The sequence below is a fragment of the Ensifer sp. ENS02 genome (genome assembly GCF_014851885.1).
Lineage (GTDB): Bacteria > Pseudomonadota > Alphaproteobacteria > Rhizobiales > Rhizobiaceae > Ensifer > Ensifer adhaerens.
Map to the genome: position 1 here is coordinate 611,797 of NZ_JACVAO010000001.1, position 20,733 is coordinate 632,529.

Here is a 20,733-nt window from a genome sequence, read left to right on the forward strand (position 1 = left end):
AGGAACGATTGATGAGCAACGCTTACAAGGATCATCTCGGTCGTCCGATCGTCGCCGTCACTGGCATGGGCGTCATCACCTCGCTCGGCCAGGGGCTCGAGGACAACTGGTCGGCGCTGACCGGCGGCGTCTCCGGCATCCGCAAGATCACCCGTTTCCCGACGGAGGGTCTCAACACCCGCATCTCCGGCATGGTCGATTTCATCGAGGTGCCGGCGGCCAACTCCGTCGAGCGCTCCTACGCCATGGCGCGCGAGACGACGCTGGAAGCGCTGGCGCAGGCCGGGCTTTCCGGCGACTTCAACGGTCCGCTGTTTCTGGCCGCCCCGCCGATCGAGCCGGAATGGAGCGCGCGCTTCGAGCTTGCCGACCGCTCGCCGCCTTCCGAACAGCCGGGCGATGCGTACAACCGTTTCCTCGCCGCGATGCGCCAGAAGGCCGATCCGGTGTTCCATGAGGCCGTGCTCTTCGGCTCGATCTCCGAGCGCCTTGCCGATCGCTTCGGCACGCGCGGCCTGCCGGTGACGCTCTCGACGGCCTGTGCCTCGGGCGCGACCGCGATCCAGCTCGGCGTCGAGGCGATCCGCCAGGGCCGCACCGATCGTGCGCTGACGGTCGCGACCGACGGCTCCGTCAGCGCCGAAGCACTCATCCGCTTTGCGCTGCTTTCCGCGCTCTCCACCCAGAACGATCCGCCGGAGAAGGCCTCCAAGCCCTTCACAAAGGATCGGGACGGCTTCGTCATCGCCGAAGGCGCTGCGACCCTGGTGCTGGAATCGCTGGAAGCGGCCGTTGCCCGCGGCGCCCGTGTCTACGGCATCCTGAAGGGCTGCGGCGAGAAGGCCGATCTCTTCCACCGCACGCGCTCGTCGCCCGACGGCGGCCCGGCGATTGCGACGATCCGCGCGGCCCTTGCCGACGCCGGCATCGACGAAGGCGGCATCGGCTACATCAACGCGCACGGCACCTCGACGCCCGAAAACGACAAGATGGAATATCTGTCGATGTCTGCCGTCTTCGGTGAGCATCTGCCGTCGATCCCGGTCTCGTCGAACAAGTCGATGATCGGCCACACCCTGACGGCCGCCGGCGCGGTCGAGGCGGTGTTCTCGATCCAGACGATGCTGACGGGCACATTGCCGCCGACGATCAACTACCAGAACCCCGATCCGGCGATCGTGCTCGACGTGGTGCCGAACGTGAAACGCAGCCAGCAGGTGTCTGCGGTGCTGTCGAACTCCTTCGGTTTCGGCGGCCAGAACGCCAGCCTGGTGATGACGGCCGAGCCGGCTTGAGCCGGACCTGGTGAAACGAAATACCCCCCTCTGGCCTGCCGGCCATCTCCCCCAACAAGGGGGAGATCGACGCGCGGCCGGCCGATCGCTCCAATAACAAGGCCCGATTTCGGTGCTTTTCGTGAAGGGCAAAGGGGTGCCACATCCAATCTCCCCCCTTGTGGAGGAGATGCCCGGCAGGGCAGAGGGGGCTAACGCGCCGCTCTCTGTAGAATGGCGACATGCCCACAAGACGTGTATATGCCGCCTGTCGATCTGAACATTTAAAGGAAGAACCATGCGCGCCCTGCAACTGCTCGATGACCGCAAGCTCGAAATCACCGACATTCCGGAACCGGAAGCACCCGGCCCGGGCGAGGTGACGTTGCGCGTCAAGGCGGTTGCGCTCAACCATATCGACGTCTGGGGCTGGCGCGGCATGGCATTCGCCAAGCGCAAGATGCCGCTCGTCATCGGCGCCGAGGCAGCAGGCGTCGTCGACAGCATCGGTCCCGGTGTTTCAAGCGTGCTTCCGGGCCAGCTCGTCTCGATCTACGGCGCGCGCACCTGCGGCCTCTGCCGTCCGTGCAAGGAAGGCCGCGACAACCTCTGCGAACATGTCGGCGGCGTTCACGGCTTCCACCTCGACGGCTTCGCACAGGAGAAGATCAACCTGCCGGCGCGCCTGCTGGTTCCGGCACCTCCGGGCGTCGATGCGGTTGCCGCTGCGCTCGCTCCGGTCACCTTCGGTACCGTCGAGCACATGCTGTTCGATAACGCCAAGCTTGAGCCCGGCGAAACCATCCTCGTGCATGCTGGCGGCTCCGGCATCGGCTCGGCGGCGATCCAGCTTGCCAAGAAGATCGGCTGCACCGTGATCACCACCGTCGGCTCCGACGACAAGATCGAGAAGGCCAAGGCGCTCGGCGCCGATCACGTCATCAACTACCGCACCGACCGCTTCGAAGGCGTGGTGCGCAAGCTCACCAAGAAGAAGGGCGTCGACGTCGTGTTCGAACACGTCGGCAAGGACACCTGGGCGGGCTCGATGCTCTGCATGAAGCGCGGCGGCCGCTTGGTCACCTGCGGCTCGACCTCGGGCGTGTCCACCGACATGAACCTGATGATGCTGTTCCAGCAGCAGCTGAAGCTGCTCGGCTCCTTCGGCTGCCGCATGGAAAACATGGCGAACGCCATGCAGAAGATGGCGCGCGGCCTCGTACATCCGGTCATCGACACCGAAATCGGCCTGGACGAGATCGACCGCGCGCTGGAGCGCATGGAATCGCGCCAGATCTTCGGCAAGATCATCCTGAAGATGGATTGATCGACGTGCGCATGCTGATCACACGGCTGGTGCTGGCGGCGGATCGTTTCCGCCAGTGGCTGATTGCGCAGTTCGTGTTTCTGCTTCTGACGATCCTGAAGATGTTTCCCGCTGACGGCGCGATCAACTTCATGGATCGCGCCCTGCGGTTCATCGGCCCGAAGACCAGCCGTCAGAAGCTGACGCTGACGAACCTGCGCAACGCATTCCCGGAAAAGAGCGAAGCGGAGATCGAGCAGATCGCGCTCGAAAGTTGGGGCAACATGGGCCGCATGGCGGCCGAATACGTGTTCCTCGACCGTCTCTTCGATTTCGACCCGGAGCGCACGACGCCCGGGCGCATCGAAGTCTCGGGCATTCCCTTGTTCCTCGAGCTTCGCGACAATCCACGCCCCTTCATCGTCTTTACCGCGCATAGCGGCAATTTCGAAATGCTGCCGGTCGCCGGCTCAGCCTTCGGGCTCGACGTGACGGTGCTGTTCCGGCCGCCGAACAACCCATACGTGGCCGAAAAGGTCTTCAACTTCCGCGCAGAACGCATGGGCAAGCTCGTGCCGTCGCATGCGGGCTCGTCCTTTGCGCTCGCCCGCCAGCTGGAGCGCGGCCAGGGCGTCGGGGTTCTCGTCGACCAGAAGTTCCGCAAGGGTCTAAAGACCAAGTTCTTCGGCCAGGACGTGCAGACCAACCCGCTGCTCGCCAAGCTCGTCCGCCAGTTCAACTGCGAGGTCTATCCGGCCCGCTGCATCCGCTTGCCGGGTGGCCGTTTCCGCCTGGAGATCGAACCGGCGATCGCCATCCCACGCAAGGCCGACGGCAGCGTCGACGTGACCGCTACGGCGCAGGTTCTGAACGACAAGGTGGAAAGCTGGGTGAGGGAGTATCCCGGCCAATGGCTCTGGTATCACGACCGCTGGCACATCAAGCGCTACCTGAAAGACTGATTCTCCTTCGCCCGCGACCCCAGCCAGATTGCGTCTTGCGCAAGCAGGCTTGATCTTCCTGCAAGCCCGGCACCCCGTGTGCCGGGCTTTGCGTTTTGCCAAGTACGCGGGGGCATCGGCGCCGATCTTCCCTCGAAAACGTGCGTAAACGTTAAGTTTTTCTTTCTGCTGTTGAACGCTATCGCAATGAGTGTAAACTTATGCCTGTCGCGTGAGAAAATGCCTGCAAGCGCTTTGGATGACCCGAGCAGTGCGGTTTTACGCGGAAGTGGTGGGGGAAACGTCAAGAACCAGATCAGTGTCCTGAGCATCTACGCCTGTTTTGTAAGTGCATCGAAGCGGTTTTGCCGTGGGGGAATTGGGGTTTCGAATTGAACGCACTGATTGAGCTGTTCTGGTTCAAATATTCGCAGCTGCAGTATGCCGTTCGTACGGCAGACGAGCATTTGATCAGCATTCTGGATCGCGAATTGGATCCGATCTTGAGATCCGTCTACGACGAGAAGGCGGTGAGCGTCGAAGATGCCCGGCTTCAGTTCCAGTTCCTGATCGACATTCTGCGCGTCGAAGCCGACGACATTTCCTGCGTGCTGCGCCATTCGCAGTTGCTGCAATCGCTGATCAATCGCTACTTCGCGGCGACCGGTGCGGAGAACCTCGCCGACCTGCAACTGGAGCGCCTGCCGGCGCAGCCGAACAAGGGCAGGGCGGACGAAGGATTGCTCAACGAGGCGATCCTCGACAGCTTCCCGGACCGGCTTGCGGTGATCACGCCCGACTACCGCTATCTTTACACCAATCCGCGCAATGCCGAGCATCTGGAAAGCCGCCCGATGGACCTGATCGGCCGGCATATTGTCGAGTTCATCGGCATCCAGCGGTTCGAGCTTCGGGTGAAATCCTATCTCGACCGGTGTTTCGCCGGCGAGGTGGTGGACTACACCTTCGCCAAGACGGTCGACGCGCGCACGGTCGTCGTGCGCTGCCGGCTGACGCCGTGCATGTCGAGCACCGGCAAGCTCATCGGCGCTATTCTAGTGATCCAGGAACATGCCGACCGCCGCCGCGCGATCGCGGCCTGAGGCGCCGGTTCCGGCGGTATCAATCGAAAATGCATGAGGGGATGCGCGGCCGGATAACGGCCGCCTGACGTGTCCGTTTTGCGGCGCGCTGCCCCAAAGGCCGGTTTATCCGACCGGCGCGGTGACGCTGCGCAGACATTCCTGCTCGAAGCCGACGTGCCGCCTGAGGCTCGTGAAGAAGCCGCGCAGCATGTAGCCGGCGGTCTCGGCATTGACCGTCTGGTCGGCAGCGCCGAGGCGCTCCAGCATTTCGGTCAACTCCTCGGCGAAGCACTCGTCCTCGCAGTGTTCGTATTTCAGCCGCTCCAGCGTCGCGCCGAGCGTCGGATCGCCGCGGTAGGTGCGTTCGATCCAGGAGAAGACGAGGTTTTCTTCGCCCGAGTGCATCTCGCGGATCAGCGGCTCCAGCACCTTTGCGGCATAGAGGCATTTCTGCCGGTCGATTTCCGCAGGCAGGCTGTCGGCGATTTCCTCCAGGCAATTGCAGAGCGCAAGCTGCTCCTCGTGGGCGCGGGCAAGCCAGGCAAACGGCTCGGCCACGGACTCCCGCCGGGGGGCCGGGTCCAGCCGGCTGCGGATTCGTCCGTCTTCAAAAGTCTTTTTCATCGGCTTCAGACGCCAGCTCCCACGGCGCTCCCTATTGTTTGCCGAGGATGATCCAAACGAGGTGACAAAGCCTTGATCTGAATCAAGGCCGGGCTGCCCCGATTCTGACACTTTCGGGCAAGCTGCGGTGACACCCCTCGTTTCGGGGTGTTGTCGCGTGCGTTCGGATAAAGTTGGGGACCCAACCATGAAATACACATTCGAGATGATCCTGCTCGGGGTCGGTGCATTCCTGGCGCTTGTCGGCGCCGGGTTTGCCCAGGACCGGCACTTCGAAGCCCATATGTGGGTGCTGTTCTTCACGCTTCTTGCCGGCACCATCCTCCTGATGCGCCGCATCGAGTTCAGCCCGGCTTCGGCGGGCAGGACGTCACCGCCGCCACCCCAGTCGGAGTATTTTGACGAGGTGGTCAAGTACGGCGTGATCGCCACCGTCTTTTGGGGCGTCGTCGGCTTTCTCGTCGGTGTTGTGGTTGCACTCCAGCTTGCCTTCCCGGACCTCAACATCGAGCCCTGGTTCAACTTCGGCCGCATGCGGCCGTTGCACACCTCGGCGGTCATCTTCGCCTTCGGCGGCAACGCGCTGATCGCAACGTCCTTCTACATCGTCCAGCGCACCAGCCGTGCCCGCCTTTTCGGCGGCAATCTCGGCTGGTTCGTGTTCTGGGGCTACCAGCTCTTCATCATCATGGCCGCCACCGGCTATCTGCTGGGCATCACCCAGTCGAAGGAATATGCGGAGCCGGAATGGTATGTGGACCTGTGGCTGACGATCGTCTGGGTCGCCTATCTCGCCGTCTTTCTCGGCACGCTGCTGACGCGCAAGGAGCCGCATATCTATGTGGCCAACTGGTTCTACCTCGCCTTCATCGTCACGATCGCGATGCTGCACATCGTCAACAACCTGGCGGTTCCGGTCTCCTTCCTCGGCTCCAAGAGCTACTCGGCTTTTGCCGGGGTGCAGGATGCGCTGACACAATGGTGGTACGGGCATAATGCCGTCGGCTTCTTCCTGACGGCCGGCTTCCTCGGCATGATGTATTACTTCATCCCGAAGCAGGCCAATCGCCCTGTTTACTCCTATCGCCTGTCGATCATCCACTTCTGGTCGCTGATCTTCATGTACATCTGGGCAGGCCCGCACCACCTTCACTACACCGCGCTGCCCGACTGGGCGCAGACGCTCGGCATGGTGTTCTCGGTCATGCTCTGGATGCCCTCCTGGGGCGGCATGATCAACGGCCTGATGACGCTTTCGGGCGCTTGGGACAAGATCCGTACCGACCCGATCATCCGCATGATGGTCATGGCCGTTGCCTTCTACGGCATGGCGACCTTCGAAGGTCCGATGATGTCGATCAAGACGGTCAACTCGCTCAGCCACTACACCGACTGGACCATCGGCCACGTGCATTCCGGCGCGCTCGGCTGGAACGGCCTCATCACCTTCGGCGCGATCTACTATCTCGTTCCGAAGCTGTGGAACCGCGAGCGCCTCTACAGTGTGCGCATGGTCAACTGGCACTTCTGGCTCGCCACGCTCGGCATCGTCGTCTACGCGGCGGTCATGTGGGTTGCCGGCATCCAGCAGGGCCTGATGTGGCGCGAGTACGACGACCAGGGCTTCCTCGTCTATTCCTTCGCGGAATCGGTCGCGGCCATGGTTCCCTACTACGTGCTGCGTGCCCTTGGCGGCGCACTCTTCCTCGCCGGAGCTCTGCTCATGGCCTTCAACGTAACCATGACCATCCTCGGCCGCGTGCGCGATGAAGCCCCGATCTTCGGTGCGACGCCCGCGCTCAAGGCTGCGGAATAGGAGGGCATAGAGAATGTCCATTCTCGACAAACACGCGACGCTCGAACGCAACGCGACCCTGCTGCTCGTCGGCTCGCTGCTCGTCGTCTCCGTCGGCGGCATCGTGGAAATCGCGCCGCTCTTCTACCTCGAAAACACCATCGAGAAGGTGGAGGGCATGCGTCCCTATTCGCCGCTGGAGCTTGCCGGCCGCGACATCTATGTGCGTGAAGGCTGCTATGTCTGTCACAGCCAGATGATCCGCCCGTTCCGCGACGAAGTGGAGCGCTACGGTCACTACTCGCTGGCGGCGGAATCCATGTACGACCATCCGTTCCAGTGGGGCTCCAAGCGCACTGGGCCGGACCTGGCGCGCGTCGGCGACCGCTACTCCAACGAGTGGCACGTGCAGCACATGATCGAGCCGCGCTCGGTGGTGCCGGAATCGGTGATGCCGAGCTACGCCTTCCTCAAGGCGACGCCGCTCGATGTGAACAACATCGCCGCGAACCTCAAGGCCAACAAGGCGGTCGGCGTGCCCTACACGGACGAGATGATCGACAACGCGCTTGCCGACATCAAGGCGCAGGCAGATCCGAACGCCGACACGTCCGGCGTCGAGGGCCGCTATCCGAAGGCCAAGCTCGGCGACTTCGACGGCGATCCGCAGAAGCTGACGGAGATGGACGCGCTCATCGCTTATCTGCAGATGCTCGGCACGCTGGTCGACTTCTCCACCTACGACGACACCACCGGCTATCGCTAAGGAGACCGCACCATGGAAACCTACACGGCCATGCGCCAGTTCGCCGATAGCTGGGCGCTCCTTGCCATGACGCTCTTTTTCCTGGGCGTCGTCGCCTTCATCTTCCGGCCCGGCGCCAAGAAGGCCGCCGATGATGCCGCAGCCATCCCCCTGAAGGAGGATTAATAGAATGGCGGACAAACACGTCGACGAAATCAGCGGCGTCGAGACCACCGGCCACGAATGGGACGGTATCCGCGAGCTTAACAACCCGATGCCGCGCTGGTGGGTCTATACCTTCTACGCGACCATCGTCTGGGCGGTGGGCTACATGATCGTCTATCCGGCCGTGCCGCTTCTGACCGACGCCACCAAGGGCGTGCTCGGCTATTCGAGCCGCGCCGAGGTGAGTGCGGAGCTTGCCAGCGCCAAGGCGGCGCAGGCAGGCAACCTCGAGAAGATCGCGTCGAGCTCGCTCGCCGACATCATGGCCGATCCGCAGCTGCAGCACTTCGCCGTTTCCGGCGGTGCCTCGGCCTTCAAGGTCAACTGCGCCCAGTGCCACGGCTCGGGTGCGGCCGGTTCTGCCGGCTTCCCGAACCTGAACGACGACGACTGGCTCTGGGGCGGCAAGCCCGAAGAGATCTACCAGACGATCGCCCACGGCATCCGCTATAACGGCGACGACGACACCCGTGTCTCGGAAATGCCGTCCTTCGCGGAAATCCTGCAGCCGGAAGAGATCAAGCAGACGGCGGCCTATGTCGTCAGCCTCACCGGCACGCCGTCGGATGCCTCCATGGTAGAGCCGGGCAAGGCGCTGTTTGAGGCAAACTGCGCCTCCTGCCACGGTGCCGACGCCAAGGGCAACCGCGAGTTCGGCGCGCCCAACCTTGCCGATGCGCTGTGGCTCAACGGCTCGAGCGAACAGGCGATCGTCGCCCAGATGAAGGCGCCCAAGCACGGCGTCATGCCCGCCTGGCTGCCGCGCCTCGGCGACACCACCGTCAAGCAGCTCGCCATCTTCGTGCATTCGCTGGGTGGCGGCGAATAAGAGGAACGAGGGGCTTGCGGACCTGCCACTCATCCGTAGGTGATGGTGGCGCCCCTCATTCGCCTGCTGGCCCTTCTCCCCGCCAGGCGGGGAGAAGGGCGCAAGCCGCGCTAGCCTCGCCAGGTTAAAAGTATGGTTGGCGATGGAGCCGCCCATCACGTTCTTGAGTGGGCTACCGCTCAGACTTTTCAGGCTTGATGCCGGGCGGGTGACCCCAGCGTTCCTCTCCCCGCCAGGCGGGGAGAGATGTCCGGCAGGACAGTGAGGGGCAGCTCTCATCCATCCAGTCGAAAAGGCCGCGCCAAAGGGCGCGGCCTTTTTCATCTGGAGACGTTTCGTCATTGAGGGGAAATGTCAATGAATTGGCCGACGTGTCCACTCAAGATCTCGCCTTTTCGCCGACACGCCTTCGCAACGAAACCACGGCCAGCGTCGCCATGATCGCGATGGCGACGGCGCAAACGGCGGCGGCTGCGTTGAAGCCGGTCATGAAGGCGGCCTGGGCTTGCTCCAGCATGCCCGCCGGTAGCTCGGTCGCGACGGATACGGCGCCGGCGAGGCTGTCCGACAGCCTGTCGCCGATCTCGCCGGGGATCAGCGTCTGGCCGGCCATTTCGATGCGGTAGACGGCGGTGGTCAGGCTGCCGAGCGTGGCGATGCCGACGGCAAGGCCGAGTTCCTGCACCACTTCGGAGAGGGCCGAGGCCGAACCGGCCTTTTCGGCGGGCGCTGCACTGACGACGAGATCGGTGCCAAGCGCGGCAATGGTTCCAAGGCCGAGATAGACGAGCGCAAATGCGGCGGTTACCAGCCCGACCCCGTATGGCGTATGGCCGAGCTGGGCGAGCAGGAGGTAGCCGACCACGGAGAGCGCCAGCGCCGCTGCGATCACGGGGCCGGGGCCGAAGCGCCTGGCGATGAGCGGTGCGGTGATGCCGGCCAAAAGCATGGCGAGCGCCGAGGGGCCCATTCTCAGGCCCGCCGACAGCGGAGAAAGCCCGACGACGAGCTGCAGATACTGGGTGACGAGCAGCATCGTGCCGCCGACAGCCGTCAGGCCGATCAGGAGGATCAACAGCGCGGTGCGGAAGGCGCGGTCGGAGAAGAGCTCGAGGTCGATCAGCGGGCTTCGAAGCCGGCGTTGTCGCCGGATGAAGAGGAGCGTGGCGACGAGGCCGACGGTCAGGCCGAGCGTGGCGCCGAGCCCAAGGCCATCCTTGGCGACCTGCTTGATGCCGTAGACGATAGGCAGCAGCCCCGCCAGCGACAGCGCCACACTGGCCATGTCCAGGCGGTCCGATTGCGGGGCACGATATTCCGGCAGCAGAAACGGCGCGACGATGAGCAGCAGCCCGACGATCGGCAGTGCGACGAGGAAGGCAGCCCCCCACCAGTAACGTTCGAGCAGGATGCCGCCGACGATCGGCCCCGCGGCCATGCCGAGCGCGAACATGGTCGCCCAGACGCCGATCGCAAGCGCGCGCTGGTGCGGGTTCAGGAACATGTTGCTGATCAGCGCCAGGGTCGGCGGCATCAGCGTTGCGCCGGCAACGCCGAGTGCCGCGCGTGCAGTGATCAGCATGGTGGCGCTGGTGGAATAGGCCGAAAGCACCGAGGCGACGCCGAAGGCGGCCGCGCCCAGCATCAAGAGCTTGCGGCGACCGATGCGGTCGCCGAGCGTTCCCATCGTGATCAGAAAGCCGGCGATCATGAAGCCGTAGGCATCGACGATCCAGAGCGCCTGGGTGCTGGTGGGCTTCAGATCCGCCGCGAGCGCCGGCAAAGCGAGATGCAGCAGCGTCAGGTCGAGCCCGAGCAGGATGGTGGGGAGCGCGAGCAGGGCGAGCCCGGCCCATTCTCGCAGGCCCGCGCGCGTTTCACCGGGATCGGCATGGTCGGTGAGGTGGGATGGTCGGTCGCTGAGAATTGTCAAAAGTGGCCTCCGTCTTCGCTTGGGCTGGTTGCGGAGACCACATCTTCAGGGCACAATCATCCTGTTACAATTTAAGTAGTTATCCTATTACTGAGAGCAACAGCGTGAACGAACGAAGTCTTGAGCGAAGCAAGAACGAGCTGTCGGAGTTTTTGACGAGACACAGGGCGAAGCTGACGCCGGCCGATGCCGGCCTTGCCTTCACCGGGCGGCGGCGCACCCCGGGCCTCAGGCGGGAGGAGGTGGCAGCGCTCGCCGGCGTCGGGCTCACCTGGTACACGTGGTTCGAGCAAGGGCGCGACATCAAAGTGTCGGAGGCGTTCCTGCTGAATGTGGCGCGAGCGCTGAAGCTCGACGACGCCGAATGCAGCCATCTGTTCCTGCTTGCCCACAAGCGGCCGCCACCGCCGGAGGCACATCATCGCGTCACCGTTTCGCCGCTGATCCAGACGTTGCTGGACGAGCTCAGGGTCCGGCCGGCCCATGTGATCAACCTGCGCTGGGATGTCGTTGCCTGGAACGCTGCGGCAGACGCTTTGTTCGGCTTTAGCGCCCGGCAGCCGGAGCTTGGCAATATCCTGCAAATGGTGTTTGCCGATCCCGAGATACGGAGGCGCATGCCTGCCTGGCGCGAGGACGCGCCGAAGCTGCTTGCCCAGTTCCGATACGATTTTGCCGTGGCGCCGGATGATCCGTCGATGCTGGCCCTGGTCGAAAGCCTGAAGGACCTGTCGGCCGATTTCAGGCGCTGGTGGGCAGCGCCTGGCGTTGACGAGGTCCGTCGCGGGATCGGTTCCCTGATCGATGCCGGGGGCGAGCGCCTGTGTTTCCGCCACGAGACGTTGGTTGTGGACGAGCACCGGCATCTGCGGATGGTGGTTTACTTCGCCGAACCGGCGCTTGCCTGACGGCGACGCCCGAAGCGGCAGGCGCCGGGCCTTCTTATTCGAGGGCTGCGGCGATGGTAGCGCCGACCACGACGCTCGATAGCGCCGTGCCGAGCAGCAGCGAGGTGTTGACCGGCTTTCTCACGACCGTGCCGAAGTTGAAAAGGTTCATCGGCAGGAGGTGAAAACCGCCGCTTTCCGGCTTGCTCGACGGCGCTTCCATGAAGCACTCGTCGTCGAACCAGATCCAGTCGTCGCGCCAGGTCCAGCAGCCGTGCTGGCGGTAGATGTTTGCCACCTGCTCGGCGAAGCCCTTGTCGGCGGGCAGACGGATATAGTCTTGCGGCCTGCGGCTGAAATACTGCATGGCGAGCGGCATGGAGCGCTCGGTGCAATAGTTCGACATCCAGAGCTTGAAGCCGATCTCGTCGCGCAGCCGGTCCAGCACCCGGAAGACCTGGACGTGATCCTCATGGCCGTATTCGCCCCAGGGATTGTGGGTGAAGACGTTCATGTCGGGCTTCAGGAGCGGCAGCAGCGTGCGATAGAGCGTTTCGTAATTGTCCCGGTAAGCCTGGGCGATTGGCCGGGTGGAGTGGCGGAAGCTGCCGGGCATGATCTGCGACAGCGATTTCTTGACGATGCGCTTGGCTTCGCGGCGTGTGCCTTCGGTGCCGAACTCCATTCCGAAGGGACCGGGCTTCGGGTTCGTCCAGTCGGCGCAATCGAAGGAGCCGGTTTCTTCCATTTCCAGAAAGCGCACGTTGCCGCGCGGGTAGGCCTTGATCGCAGCGGCGCGTGCGTCGCCCATCTGCGGCTCCGACCAGATATCGCGGTAAAGGATGATCACCTCGTCGACTTTTCGGAGGATCGAGGTGAACCACAGCAACTCGTCATCGGGATGCGCGCCGATGATGACGGAGTTCTTCAGAAAATCATGCGTGTCGGCCATGCTCTTGCGCGCCCTCGTGTTCGTCGAGCGCAATTCTGACGTGTAGAGATTAAACCGGCGTAAAGCCGGAGCGCGTGTCCACAGGGAAGCGGTGCGGTCGTAGCGCCACCGCCCTCCTGGCCTGACCCTCCCGGCAATTTACTGCGCAGACCAGACCGCCAGTTCGTAACCATCCGGGTCGGCGAAATGAAAGCGCCTTCCGCCAGGGAAGGTGAAGATCGGCTTGACGATCCTGCCGCCGGCCTTTTCGACGCGGGCGAGCATATCCTCGAGCTTGTCGGCATAGAGGATGATCAGCGGTCCGCCGCTGCCGACGGGGCCGGTGGTGGTAAAGCCGCCGGTCAGTCGGCCGTCCTGGAATTCGCAATATTCCGGGCCGTAGTCGGTGAAGGTCCAGCCGAAGGCGCTGCCGTAGAAGGCCTTGGTGGCGGCGATGTCGGAGACATTGAACTCGACATAGTCGATGCGGCTGTCGTTGCCCTTGTTACCCATTTTTCTACCTGTCTTCTCCGGATTCCATGATCGATTTCAAGGTGGCGAGATCCTTCGCCACCCAGCCGGCATCGCCGGCAAATTGTTCGGCGCTCATGCCCGGCTGCCGCAGCAGCGTGAACATCACCTCCGCGCCGTCGCCGTTCGGCACGACGCGCAGCGCATTGTGGACCTCTGTGCCGTCTTCCAGCGTGACGAGATGATCGGTGACGCCGAAGGCGTTGTCAGGCGCAAAGCGCACGCGGGCATTACCGAGCGGACCCGGCGCCAGCCAGTGATCACCCTCGCGGGTCAAGCCCGACGACAGGCCGGACGCCCAGCGCGGCATGTTCTCGGGCTTTGCCATGAAGGCATAGACGTCGCGCCAGTCGCGGTCGATGGTGGTGTGAACGATCTTTGCTTCAAGTGTTGCCATGCTTTGTTCTCCTGCATGACGGAGTAGCACGGGTCGCCCGACCGGTCTTGAACGAAACGGCCAGTCAGGCCGCCCGCCGGTCGCCGACGAGCTGGCGGCGGATTTCGGCGGGTGAGAGCGAGGTCAGCTGCCTGGCCTCGCGCGACAGATGCGCCTGGTCGGCATAGCCGGCATCGAGCGCAAGCAGGCCGAGCGTGGCGGAGGGGTCCCTTTGGCATGCCCCGAGGAAGCGCTGTAGGCGCAGGATGCGGTCGAGCGTCTTGGCGCCGTAGCCGAAATGCTGGTGGCAGCGGCGCCTCAGCGTCCTTTCACTGGTGCCGGTGACGGCAGCGAGGGCGCGGATGGGGTTGTTGTCGGACGAGCCATGGCTCGGCCGCAGATGGGCGAGGGTGGCGGCGATATCGCCTGATGGCGGCGAGACGGCCGGCAGGCGCTCAAGCACCGCTTCCGTGAGCATCTCGGCGCGGCGGACCGCATCGGGCGCGTCCTCAATCCTGGTTTCGAGTTTGCGCGCGGCTGGACCCCAGAAGGCGTCGAGCGGAACGACCGCGCCGATGATCTGCGAAAGCGATGTGTGCAGGAAGGATGCCGCGATGCCCGGGCGGAAGCGCAGGCCGATGATGTCGGTGCCCGGCGCGAAGACGGGGAAAGCGGCCACCCGGTCAGGCCCGGCAACCGCCAGGCCGTGCCTGGACCAGAGGATATCGACACAGCCGTCGGGCACGACCGCGATGGGTGCGGCCGTCCCCTCCGGCAATTGGTGGCGCCAGAGGCATTCGACATGGCCGACGAGTGCGCCGGGCGCGGCATACTCTCGATAGATACCGCGCCGCTTGGCCAGTGTCGGCTCTGCCGGAGCCGGCTCCGTCTGTCTCAGCGGCCCGTGGGCGCCGTCCATGCCTTGTCCTCCACGCTTCGGACCGTGCCGGCCGCCTCTTGGCGCGACCAGATCTCGCCGTCGATCTGGCCCTGCAGCTCCGGATAGTCGGCCGCATGGAACACCGGGTCGAGACCCTGCCGGCGCTGGGCGAAATAGTCCTTCGTCAGTTTGGCAATGGTACCGGAGAGGAGCACGATGGCAATGAGGTTGATCGTCGCCATCAGCCCCATCGAGGCGTCTGCCGCGTCGAACACGGTGGTGATGCTTTCGGACGCACCCCAGACGACCATGACGAGCACGGCGCAGCGCATGACCAGAACGCCGACGCGATTGGCGCCGCCGAGATAGGTGAGCGCATTCTCCGCATAGGAATAGTTGCCGATGATCGAGGTGAAGGCGAAGAAGAAGATCGCGATGGCAATGAAGTAGCTGCCGGCCCAGCCGATATGCACGTTCATGGCCGCTTGCGTCAGCTGCGTTCCGGTGACGCCGGAACCGGGTTCCAAGGTGCCCGACAGCAGGATCATGACCGAGGTCGCGGTGCAGATCAGGATCGTATCGATGAAGACGCCGAGCGACTGCACGAAGCCCTGCGACGCCGGGTGATGCGGCACGGGCGTGGCGACGGCCGCGATGTTCGGGGCCGAGCCCATCCCGGCTTCGTTGGAAAACAAGCCACGCTTGACGCCGTTCATCATCGCAGCCGTGACGCCGCCGGCGACACCGCCTGCCGCTTCCTGCAGGCCAAAGGCGCTGGAGATGATCGTCCACAGCACGCTCGGCACGATCGACGCGTTGACGACGAGCACGTAGATCGCGGTCAGGAGATAGGCGATCGCCATGAAGGGCACGACGATTTCGGCGACGCGGGCGATCTGGCGGATGCCGCCGAAGATGACGATGCCGGAGATGGTCGCAACCGCGATACCGACGGCGATCTTGGGCACACCGAACGCACCCTGGACGGCGTCCGCGATGGAATTGGCCTGCACGGCGTTGAAGACGAGGCCGAAGGAGAGGATCAGGCAGACGGAGAAGATCGTCGCCGCCCAGGGCGCGTTAAGGCCGCGGGCGATGTAGAAGGCGGGACCGCCGCGATATTGACCGTTTTCGTTGCGCACCTTGTAGAGCTGCGCCAGCGCGCTTTCCGCATAGGCCGTCGCCATGCCGACGAGCGCCACCATCCACATCCAGAAGGTGGCACCGGGACCACCGAGATAGAGCGCAACGGCAACACCGGCGAGGTTGCCGGTGCCGACGCGCGAGGCGAGGCTGACGGTCAGCGCCTGGAACGGGCTGATACCGGCCGCATCCTTCGAGCCGCCGCTGCTTAAGACCCGGAACATCTCGCCGAAATGCACGATCTGCGGAAAGCCGAGGCGCAGGGTGAAGTAGATGCCGACGGCGAGCAGGCCGTAGATCAGCACGTAGCCCCAAAAGATCGTGTTCAGAAAGCCGATGATCGTGTCCATGCGGTTCCTCATTGGTATTGCAAGGTGTGGTGATGTGGCGAACCGCGGTGCGGATCGGATGGGAAAGGCCGTTTACTACTTTTGAGCCTGGCATCTCTTTCGAGCGCCTGGACCTTTCGCCGCATGCTGGCGCTTTAGCCCGCAAACTTGACACAGATCAACGTTTTCGGCCGCCAAATCAGGCAAAACGTGGTGCAATACATGACATATCCGGGGATTTCCCACAAATGAGCCCACAATCCGCCGCAAATCCTGCCTCCGTCGAACGTCACGAGGCCGAACCGGTCAATGCGGCGCATGTGCGCAAGCCGCTCTACGAAAAGCGCAAGAAGATCTTCCCGAAGCGTGCCGAAGGCAGCTTCCGCCGCTTCAAGTGGCTGGTGATGCTGGTGACGCTCGGCATCTATTATCTGACGCCCTGGATCCGTTGGGATCGTGGCGAGCATGCGCCGGACCAGGCTGTGCTCGTCGATATCGCCGCCCGGCGCTTCTATTTCTTCTTCATCGAGATCTGGCCGCAGGAGTTCTTCTTCGTCGCAGGCCTGCTCGTCATGGCCGGCTTCGGCCTGTTCCTGGTGACGTCTGCCGTCGGCCGCGCCTGGTGCGGCTATACCTGTCCGCAGACGGTATGGGTCGATCTCTTCCTGGTGGTCGAACGCTATATCGAAGGCGACCGCAATGCCCGCATGAAGCTTGATGCCGGTCCCTGGACGTTCGACAAGATCGTCAAGCGCGTGTCGAAGCACTCGATCTGGATCATGATCGGCATTGCCACGGGCGGCGCCTGGATCTTTTATTTCGCCGATGCGCCGACGCTTTTGAAAAGCTTCGTTTCGCTGGAAGCGCCCATGGTCGCCTACATGACCGTCGCGATTCTCACGGCGACGACCTATGTCTTCGGTGGACTGATGCGCGAGCAGGTCTGCACCTATATGTGCCCGTGGCCGCGCATCCAGGCGGCAATGCTCGACGAAAACTCGCTGGTCGTGACCTATAACGACTGGCGCGGCGAGCCGCGCTCGCGCCACCAGAAAAAGGCCGTCGCTGCCGGGGAGGCCGTCGGCGATTGCGTCGATTGCAACGCCTGCGTCGTCGTCTGTCCCATGGGCATCGACATTCGCGACGGCCAGCAACTCGAATGCATCACCTGCGCGCTCTGCATCGATGCCTGCGACGGTGTCATGGACAAGCTCGGCCGTGACCGCGGGCTGATTTCCTATGCGACGCTCAACGACTATGCCGCCAACATGGCGCTGGCCACCAATGGCGGTACGGCGGCGATCGATCCGGGTCGGGTGCGCAACGCCGACGGCGCATTTTCGGACAAGGTTCGCCACTTCAACTGGAAGATCGTCTTCCGGCCCCGTGTGCTCGTCTATCTCGGCGTCTGGACGCTGGTCGGTATCGGTCTGCTCTATGCGCTCCTGTCGCGCGACCGGCTGGAACTCAACGTGCTGCACGACCGCAACCCGCAATTCGTCGTCGAATCCGATGGTTCGGTGCGCAACGGCTACATGGTCAAGCTCTTGAACATGATCCCGGAACAACGCACGATCACGCTCGCAATCGACGGGATGCCCTCTGCGACCATGCGCATCGCCGGCCAGGCAGCGGGCGACGGCCGCACCTTCGCCCTCGGTGTCGATCCGGACAAGGTGACGGCAGTCAAGGTGTTCGTGACGCTGCCAAAGGACAAGCTCGGCGAGGCGGACGACGGTTTCAGCCTGATCGTCGAGGATCCGTCGAGCCATGAGCGCGACGTCTACAAGGCCAACTTCAACAGCCCGGGAGCCGCAAAATGACGATAAACCAGGCAGGGGCAAAACAGGCAAAGGCACCGCGGCCCTTCACCGGCTGGCACATGCTCGGCGTCATGGTGCTGTTCTTCGGCACGATCATCACCGTCAATCTGATCATGGCCTGGAACGCCAGCCATAGCTGGAGCGGATTGGTGGTGCAAAACACCTATGTCGCGAGCCAGCAGTTCAACGGCAAGGTGAAGGAAGCGAACGCCTTTGTCGCCGATGGCCTCGACGGCAAGCTCAGCGTCGAAAACGAGGCGCTGCGCTACACGCTGACGCGCCGGGGCAACCCGGAGATGACTGCCGACAAGGTGGTGGCTGTGCTGAAACGCCCGGTCGAGGAGCATGAGGACGTCACGGTCGAGATGGCGCATCAGGGCGAGGGCGTGTTCGTTGCCGCAACCGCGCTGAAGCGCGGCCAGTGGATCGCCGATATCACCGCGACATCAGGCGAGACCGTCGTCTACCGCCAGGCCATCCGCTTCATGGTGCCGGGAGCTGCGAAATGAGCTGCTGTGCTCCCGGAACCGAAATGGCTCTGGAGGTCGACAGGGCCGGGCAGGGACTGCCGACAACGGAAGAGCTGTGGTTGATGAGCCGGTCGCTCGGCGGCGGCCTGCGCCAGACGGATTTGAGCGTGCCCGGCGTGCATTGCGGCGCCTGCATTACCACGCTCGAGGGCGCCTTAAAGACACGGCCGGAGGTTGACCGGGCGCGCGTGAACCTTTCGTCGCGGCGCGTGTCGATCGTCTGGAAGGAAGAGGTAAATGGCGCCCGTACCGATCCGCGGGAACTGGCGCGGGCCATCCGTTCGCGCGGCTATGAGACCCATCTTTTCGCGCCGGGCGAGGAAGACGGCGATCAGACGCTGAAGAAGCTCGTGCGCGCCGTTGCCGTCTCGGGTTTTGCCTCGGCCAACATCATGCTGCTTTCGGTCTCGGTGTGGTCGGGGGCGGAGGCGGCGACCCGCGATCTCTTTCACTGGATCTCGGCGCTGATTGCCGCCCCGACGCTGATCTATGCCGGACGCTTCTTCTATGCGTCCGCCTGGAACGCGCTGAAGCACGGCCGTACCAACATGGACGTGCCGATTGCGCTGGCGATCACGCTCTCCTATTCGATCTCGCTCTACGAGACGATCACCCACGGCACCCATGCCTGGTTCGACGGCACGGTGATGCTGCTCTTCTTCTTGCTGATCGGCCGCACGCTCGACCACATGATGCGCGGGCGGGCCCGCTCGGCGATCAGCGGCCTGGCGAGGCTTTCGCCGCGCGGCGCCATGGTGGTGGATGCTGACGGCGGACGCGAGTATCGCCCTGTCGACGAGATCAAGCCCGGCGAGAAACTGGCGATCGCTGCCGGCGAGCGCATTCCCGTTGACGGCCGCATCCTCATGGGCGCCAGCGATCTCGATCGCTCGATCGTCAATGGCGAGAGCGCGCCGGCGCCGGTCAAGGTCGGCGACGTCGTCGAGGCGGGTACGCTGAACCTCACCGGACCGCTGACGATCGAGGCGACGGCGGCGGCACGCGACTCGCTGCTTGCCGAGATCATGGGGCTGATGGAAGCCGCCGAAGGGGGCAGGGCGCGCTACCGCCGCATCGCCGACCGCGCGGCACAATATTATTCGCCGGCGGTGCATCTGCTGGCTCTGCTCAGCTTCATCGGCTGGATGTTCGTCAACGGCGATTTCCATCATGCGATGCTGGTCGCCGTCGCGGTGCTGATCATCACCTGCCCCTGCGCACTCGGGCTTGCGGTACCTGTCGTGCAGGCGATTGCCGCCGGACGGCTCTTCCAGAACGGCGTCATGGTCAAGGACGGCTCGGCGATGGAGCGGCTTGCCGAGATCGATACGGTGCTGCTCGACAAGACCGGAACACTCACGGTTGGCGAGCCGCGGCTCGTCAATGGCGGGGACATTCAGCCATCGATCCTCGCGACGGCGGCGGGGCTCGCCGTTCATTCGCGCCATCCGCTGGCGATGGCCATTCATGATGCGGCGGCGATCGCGCCCGTCGTCAATGGCGACATCCGCGAAATCCCCGGTGCCGGCATTGAAGCGCAGACGCAAGCCGGTCTCTACCGGCTTGGCAGCCGCGCCTTTGCCTGCGGCGATGCCGGCGAGGCGACCGGCCAGTCGGAAGTGATCCTGTCGCTCGATGGCCGCGAACTCGCCTGCTTCCGCTTCGAGGACCGGCTCAGGCCGTTTGCCCGCGAGAGCATCGAGGAGCTTGGACGGCTCGGCCTTTCGACGGGCATTCTTTCGGGCGACCGCGCGCCGGTCGTCGCCGCCCTCGCCAAGCGGGCCGGCATCGAGCGCTTCAAGGCGGAACTGACGCCACGCGGTAAGGTCGATGAATGCGCAGCGGCCGCCGAGGGTGGTCACCGCGTGCTGATGGTCGGTGACGGCATCAACGACGCGCCGGCGCTGCGCGCCGCGCACGTCTCGATGGCGCCGGCAACGGCCGCCGATGTTGGCCGCCAGGCGGCAGACTTCGTCTTCCTGCACCAGGGGCTGAACGCCGTGCCGATGGCGATCGATACGTCGCGCCGGGCCGGGCGGCTGATCCGCCAGAACTTTGCCCTGGCGATCGGCTACAACGTCATCGCCGTCCCGATCGCGATCCTCGGCTATGCCACACCGCTGATCGCGGCCGTCGCCATGTCGACCTCGTCGGTGATCGTCGTTGCCAACGCCTTGCGCCTGCGCGCGGCGACCGGCAATGTCACGGAGGTCGCCGAACAGAAGGCACCTGTCACGCTGCGGCCGGTCGGGAGCGCCTCATGAACACGCTGATCTATCTCATTCCCATCGCGCTGTTTCTCGGTGGGATTGGCCTCGCCGCCTTCCTTTGGGCACTGAAGAGCGGCCAATACGAAGACCTCGAAGGCGCCTCCTGGCGGGTGCTCGACGATGGCGATGGCAAGCCTGAAAAGAAGTGATTTCGTCAGTAATCACTTGTCCTTAATCGATTTGAATGCCAAAACAACCTCCGCCGTCGCTTCTCGCGCCTGGGCCTTCGACAGAGCCCCGCGCGAGGGGGCGAAGTTCAATTCGAAGGGCCGGCAC

Annotated in this window: 20 protein-coding genes; 13 read left to right on the forward strand and 7 right to left on the reverse strand. The window is 64.0% G+C overall.

The window, feature by feature from the left end; all coding sequences use genetic code 11:
- The first annotated feature begins 11 nt into the window (after positions 1 to 11).
- The 4 genes from IB262_RS03145 (at position 12) to IB262_RS03160 (ending at position 4,624) form a co-directional block, all read left to right on the forward strand.
- Positions 12 to 1,295, forward strand: coding sequence for a beta-ketoacyl-ACP synthase (locus tag IB262_RS03145; RefSeq protein WP_060520623.1), 1,284 nt, complete (start codon positions 12 to 14; stop codon positions 1,293 to 1,295).
- Between the two features lie 277 nt (positions 1,296 to 1,572).
- Positions 1,573 to 2,601: a zinc-binding dehydrogenase gene (locus tag IB262_RS03150; protein ID WP_034788322.1), complete on the forward strand. Its 1,029-nt coding sequence runs from the start codon at positions 1,573 to 1,575 to the stop codon at positions 2,599 to 2,601.
- A gap of 11 nt (positions 2,602 to 2,612) precedes the next feature.
- A complete protein-coding gene (locus tag IB262_RS03155; RefSeq protein ID WP_034788563.1) occupies positions 2,613 to 3,542 on the forward strand; it encodes a lipid A biosynthesis lauroyl acyltransferase in 930 nt (309 codons plus the stop codon).
- Between the two features lie 371 nt (positions 3,543 to 3,913).
- Complete coding sequence (locus IB262_RS03160; RefSeq protein ID WP_034788334.1) at positions 3,914 to 4,624, forward strand: PAS domain-containing protein; 711 nt, start codon at positions 3,914 to 3,916, stop codon at positions 4,622 to 4,624.
- Positions 4,625 to 4,729: 105 nt separating this feature from the next.
- Here the strand turns inward: IB262_RS03160 and IB262_RS03165 are convergent, their stop codons facing one another.
- Positions 4,730 to 5,230 carry a hemerythrin domain-containing protein gene (locus IB262_RS03165; RefSeq protein WP_113553216.1) on the reverse strand — a complete coding sequence of 167 codons (501 nt, stop codon included), beginning with the start codon at positions 5,228 to 5,230 and terminating at the stop codon, positions 4,730 to 4,732.
- A 187-nt stretch (positions 5,231 to 5,417) separates the two neighbouring features.
- Between IB262_RS03165 and ccoN the strand changes: the two genes are divergently transcribed.
- Genes ccoN through ccoP form a run of 4 tightly spaced genes read left to right on the forward strand, consistent with a single transcriptional unit; the run spans position 5,418 to position 8,824 of the window.
- Positions 5,418 to 7,046 carry a cytochrome-c oxidase, cbb3-type subunit I gene (gene ccoN, locus IB262_RS03170; protein ID WP_113553217.1) on the forward strand — a complete coding sequence of 543 codons (1,629 nt, stop codon included), beginning with the start codon at positions 5,418 to 5,420 and terminating at the stop codon, positions 7,044 to 7,046.
- 13 nt (positions 7,047 to 7,059) lie between these two features.
- Positions 7,060 to 7,791 carry a cytochrome-c oxidase, cbb3-type subunit II gene (gene ccoO / locus IB262_RS03175; RefSeq protein ID WP_034788367.1) on the forward strand — a complete coding sequence of 244 codons (732 nt, stop codon included), beginning with the start codon at positions 7,060 to 7,062 and terminating at the stop codon, positions 7,789 to 7,791.
- 12 nt (positions 7,792 to 7,803) lie between these two features.
- Positions 7,804 to 7,956 (forward strand): CcoQ/FixQ family Cbb3-type cytochrome c oxidase assembly chaperone, encoded by a 153-nt coding sequence (locus tag IB262_RS03180; protein WP_034788377.1) that lies wholly within the window; start codon positions 7,804 to 7,806, stop codon positions 7,954 to 7,956.
- Positions 7,957 to 7,960: 4 nt separating this feature from the next.
- Positions 7,961 to 8,824: a cytochrome-c oxidase, cbb3-type subunit III gene (gene ccoP, locus IB262_RS03185; protein ID WP_060520625.1), complete on the forward strand. Its 864-nt coding sequence runs from the start codon at positions 7,961 to 7,963 to the stop codon at positions 8,822 to 8,824.
- A gap of 379 nt (positions 8,825 to 9,203) precedes the next feature.
- Here ccoP and IB262_RS03190 read toward each other — a convergent pair whose 3' ends face one another.
- Complete coding sequence (locus IB262_RS03190) at positions 9,204 to 10,757, reverse strand: MFS transporter (RefSeq protein WP_112976543.1); 1,554 nt, start codon at positions 10,755 to 10,757, stop codon at positions 9,204 to 9,206.
- Positions 10,758 to 10,861: 104 nt separating this feature from the next.
- Here IB262_RS03190 and IB262_RS03195 point away from each other — a divergent pair, with 104 nt between their 5' ends.
- A complete protein-coding gene (locus IB262_RS03195) occupies positions 10,862 to 11,665 on the forward strand; it encodes a helix-turn-helix domain-containing protein (protein WP_112976544.1) in 804 nt (267 codons plus the stop codon).
- A gap of 34 nt (positions 11,666 to 11,699) precedes the next feature.
- On the opposite strand, the gene IB262_RS03200 is transcribed toward IB262_RS03195, so the two are convergent.
- From IB262_RS03200 to IB262_RS03220, 5 genes are all read right to left on the reverse strand, one after another.
- Positions 11,700 to 12,596: a hypothetical protein gene (locus IB262_RS03200; RefSeq protein WP_060520627.1), complete on the reverse strand. Its 897-nt coding sequence runs from the start codon at positions 12,594 to 12,596 to the stop codon at positions 11,700 to 11,702.
- A 138-nt stretch (positions 12,597 to 12,734) separates the two neighbouring features.
- Positions 12,735 to 13,088 carry a VOC family protein gene (locus tag IB262_RS03205; RefSeq protein WP_034788390.1) on the reverse strand — a complete coding sequence of 118 codons (354 nt, stop codon included), beginning with the start codon at positions 13,086 to 13,088 and terminating at the stop codon, positions 12,735 to 12,737.
- A gap of 4 nt (positions 13,089 to 13,092) precedes the next feature.
- Positions 13,093 to 13,503, reverse strand: a complete 411-nt coding sequence (locus IB262_RS03210; RefSeq protein ID WP_112770918.1) for an SRPBCC family protein — start codon at positions 13,501 to 13,503, stop codon at positions 13,093 to 13,095.
- A 64-nt stretch (positions 13,504 to 13,567) separates the two neighbouring features.
- Positions 13,568 to 14,401: a helix-turn-helix domain-containing protein gene (locus tag IB262_RS03215; RefSeq protein ID WP_246802561.1), complete on the reverse strand. Its 834-nt coding sequence runs from the start codon at positions 14,399 to 14,401 to the stop codon at positions 13,568 to 13,570.
- A complete protein-coding gene (locus IB262_RS03220) occupies positions 14,377 to 15,855 on the reverse strand; it encodes a sodium:alanine symporter family protein (protein WP_089044184.1) in 1,479 nt (492 codons plus the stop codon). The genes IB262_RS03215 and IB262_RS03220 overlap by 25 nt, the downstream gene beginning before the upstream one ends.
- A 227-nt stretch (positions 15,856 to 16,082) precedes the next feature.
- Here IB262_RS03220 and ccoG point away from each other — a divergent pair, with 227 nt between their 5' ends.
- Genes ccoG through ccoS form a run of 4 tightly spaced genes read left to right on the forward strand, consistent with a single transcriptional unit; the run spans position 16,083 to position 20,606 of the window.
- Positions 16,083 to 17,657 carry a cytochrome c oxidase accessory protein CcoG gene (ccoG, locus tag IB262_RS03225; RefSeq protein ID WP_112976546.1) on the forward strand — a complete coding sequence of 525 codons (1,575 nt, stop codon included), beginning with the start codon at positions 16,083 to 16,085 and terminating at the stop codon, positions 17,655 to 17,657.
- Positions 17,654 to 18,166 carry a FixH family protein gene (locus IB262_RS03230; protein WP_192493387.1) on the forward strand — a complete coding sequence of 171 codons (513 nt, stop codon included), beginning with the start codon at positions 17,654 to 17,656 and terminating at the stop codon, positions 18,164 to 18,166. Before ccoG ends, IB262_RS03230 begins: the two co-directional genes overlap by 4 nt.
- Positions 18,163 to 20,451: a cation-translocating P-type ATPase gene (locus tag IB262_RS03235; RefSeq protein ID WP_112976547.1), complete on the forward strand. Its 2,289-nt coding sequence runs from the start codon at positions 18,163 to 18,165 to the stop codon at positions 20,449 to 20,451. Before IB262_RS03230 ends, IB262_RS03235 begins: the two co-directional genes overlap by 4 nt.
- The gene (gene ccoS, locus IB262_RS03240; protein WP_034788403.1) at positions 20,448 to 20,606 is read left to right on the forward strand and encodes a cbb3-type cytochrome oxidase assembly protein CcoS; all 159 of its coding nucleotides are present in this window, start codon (positions 20,448 to 20,450) and stop codon (positions 20,604 to 20,606) included. Before IB262_RS03235 ends, ccoS begins: the two co-directional genes overlap by 4 nt.
- Positions 20,607 to 20,733: the final 127 nt, after the last annotated feature.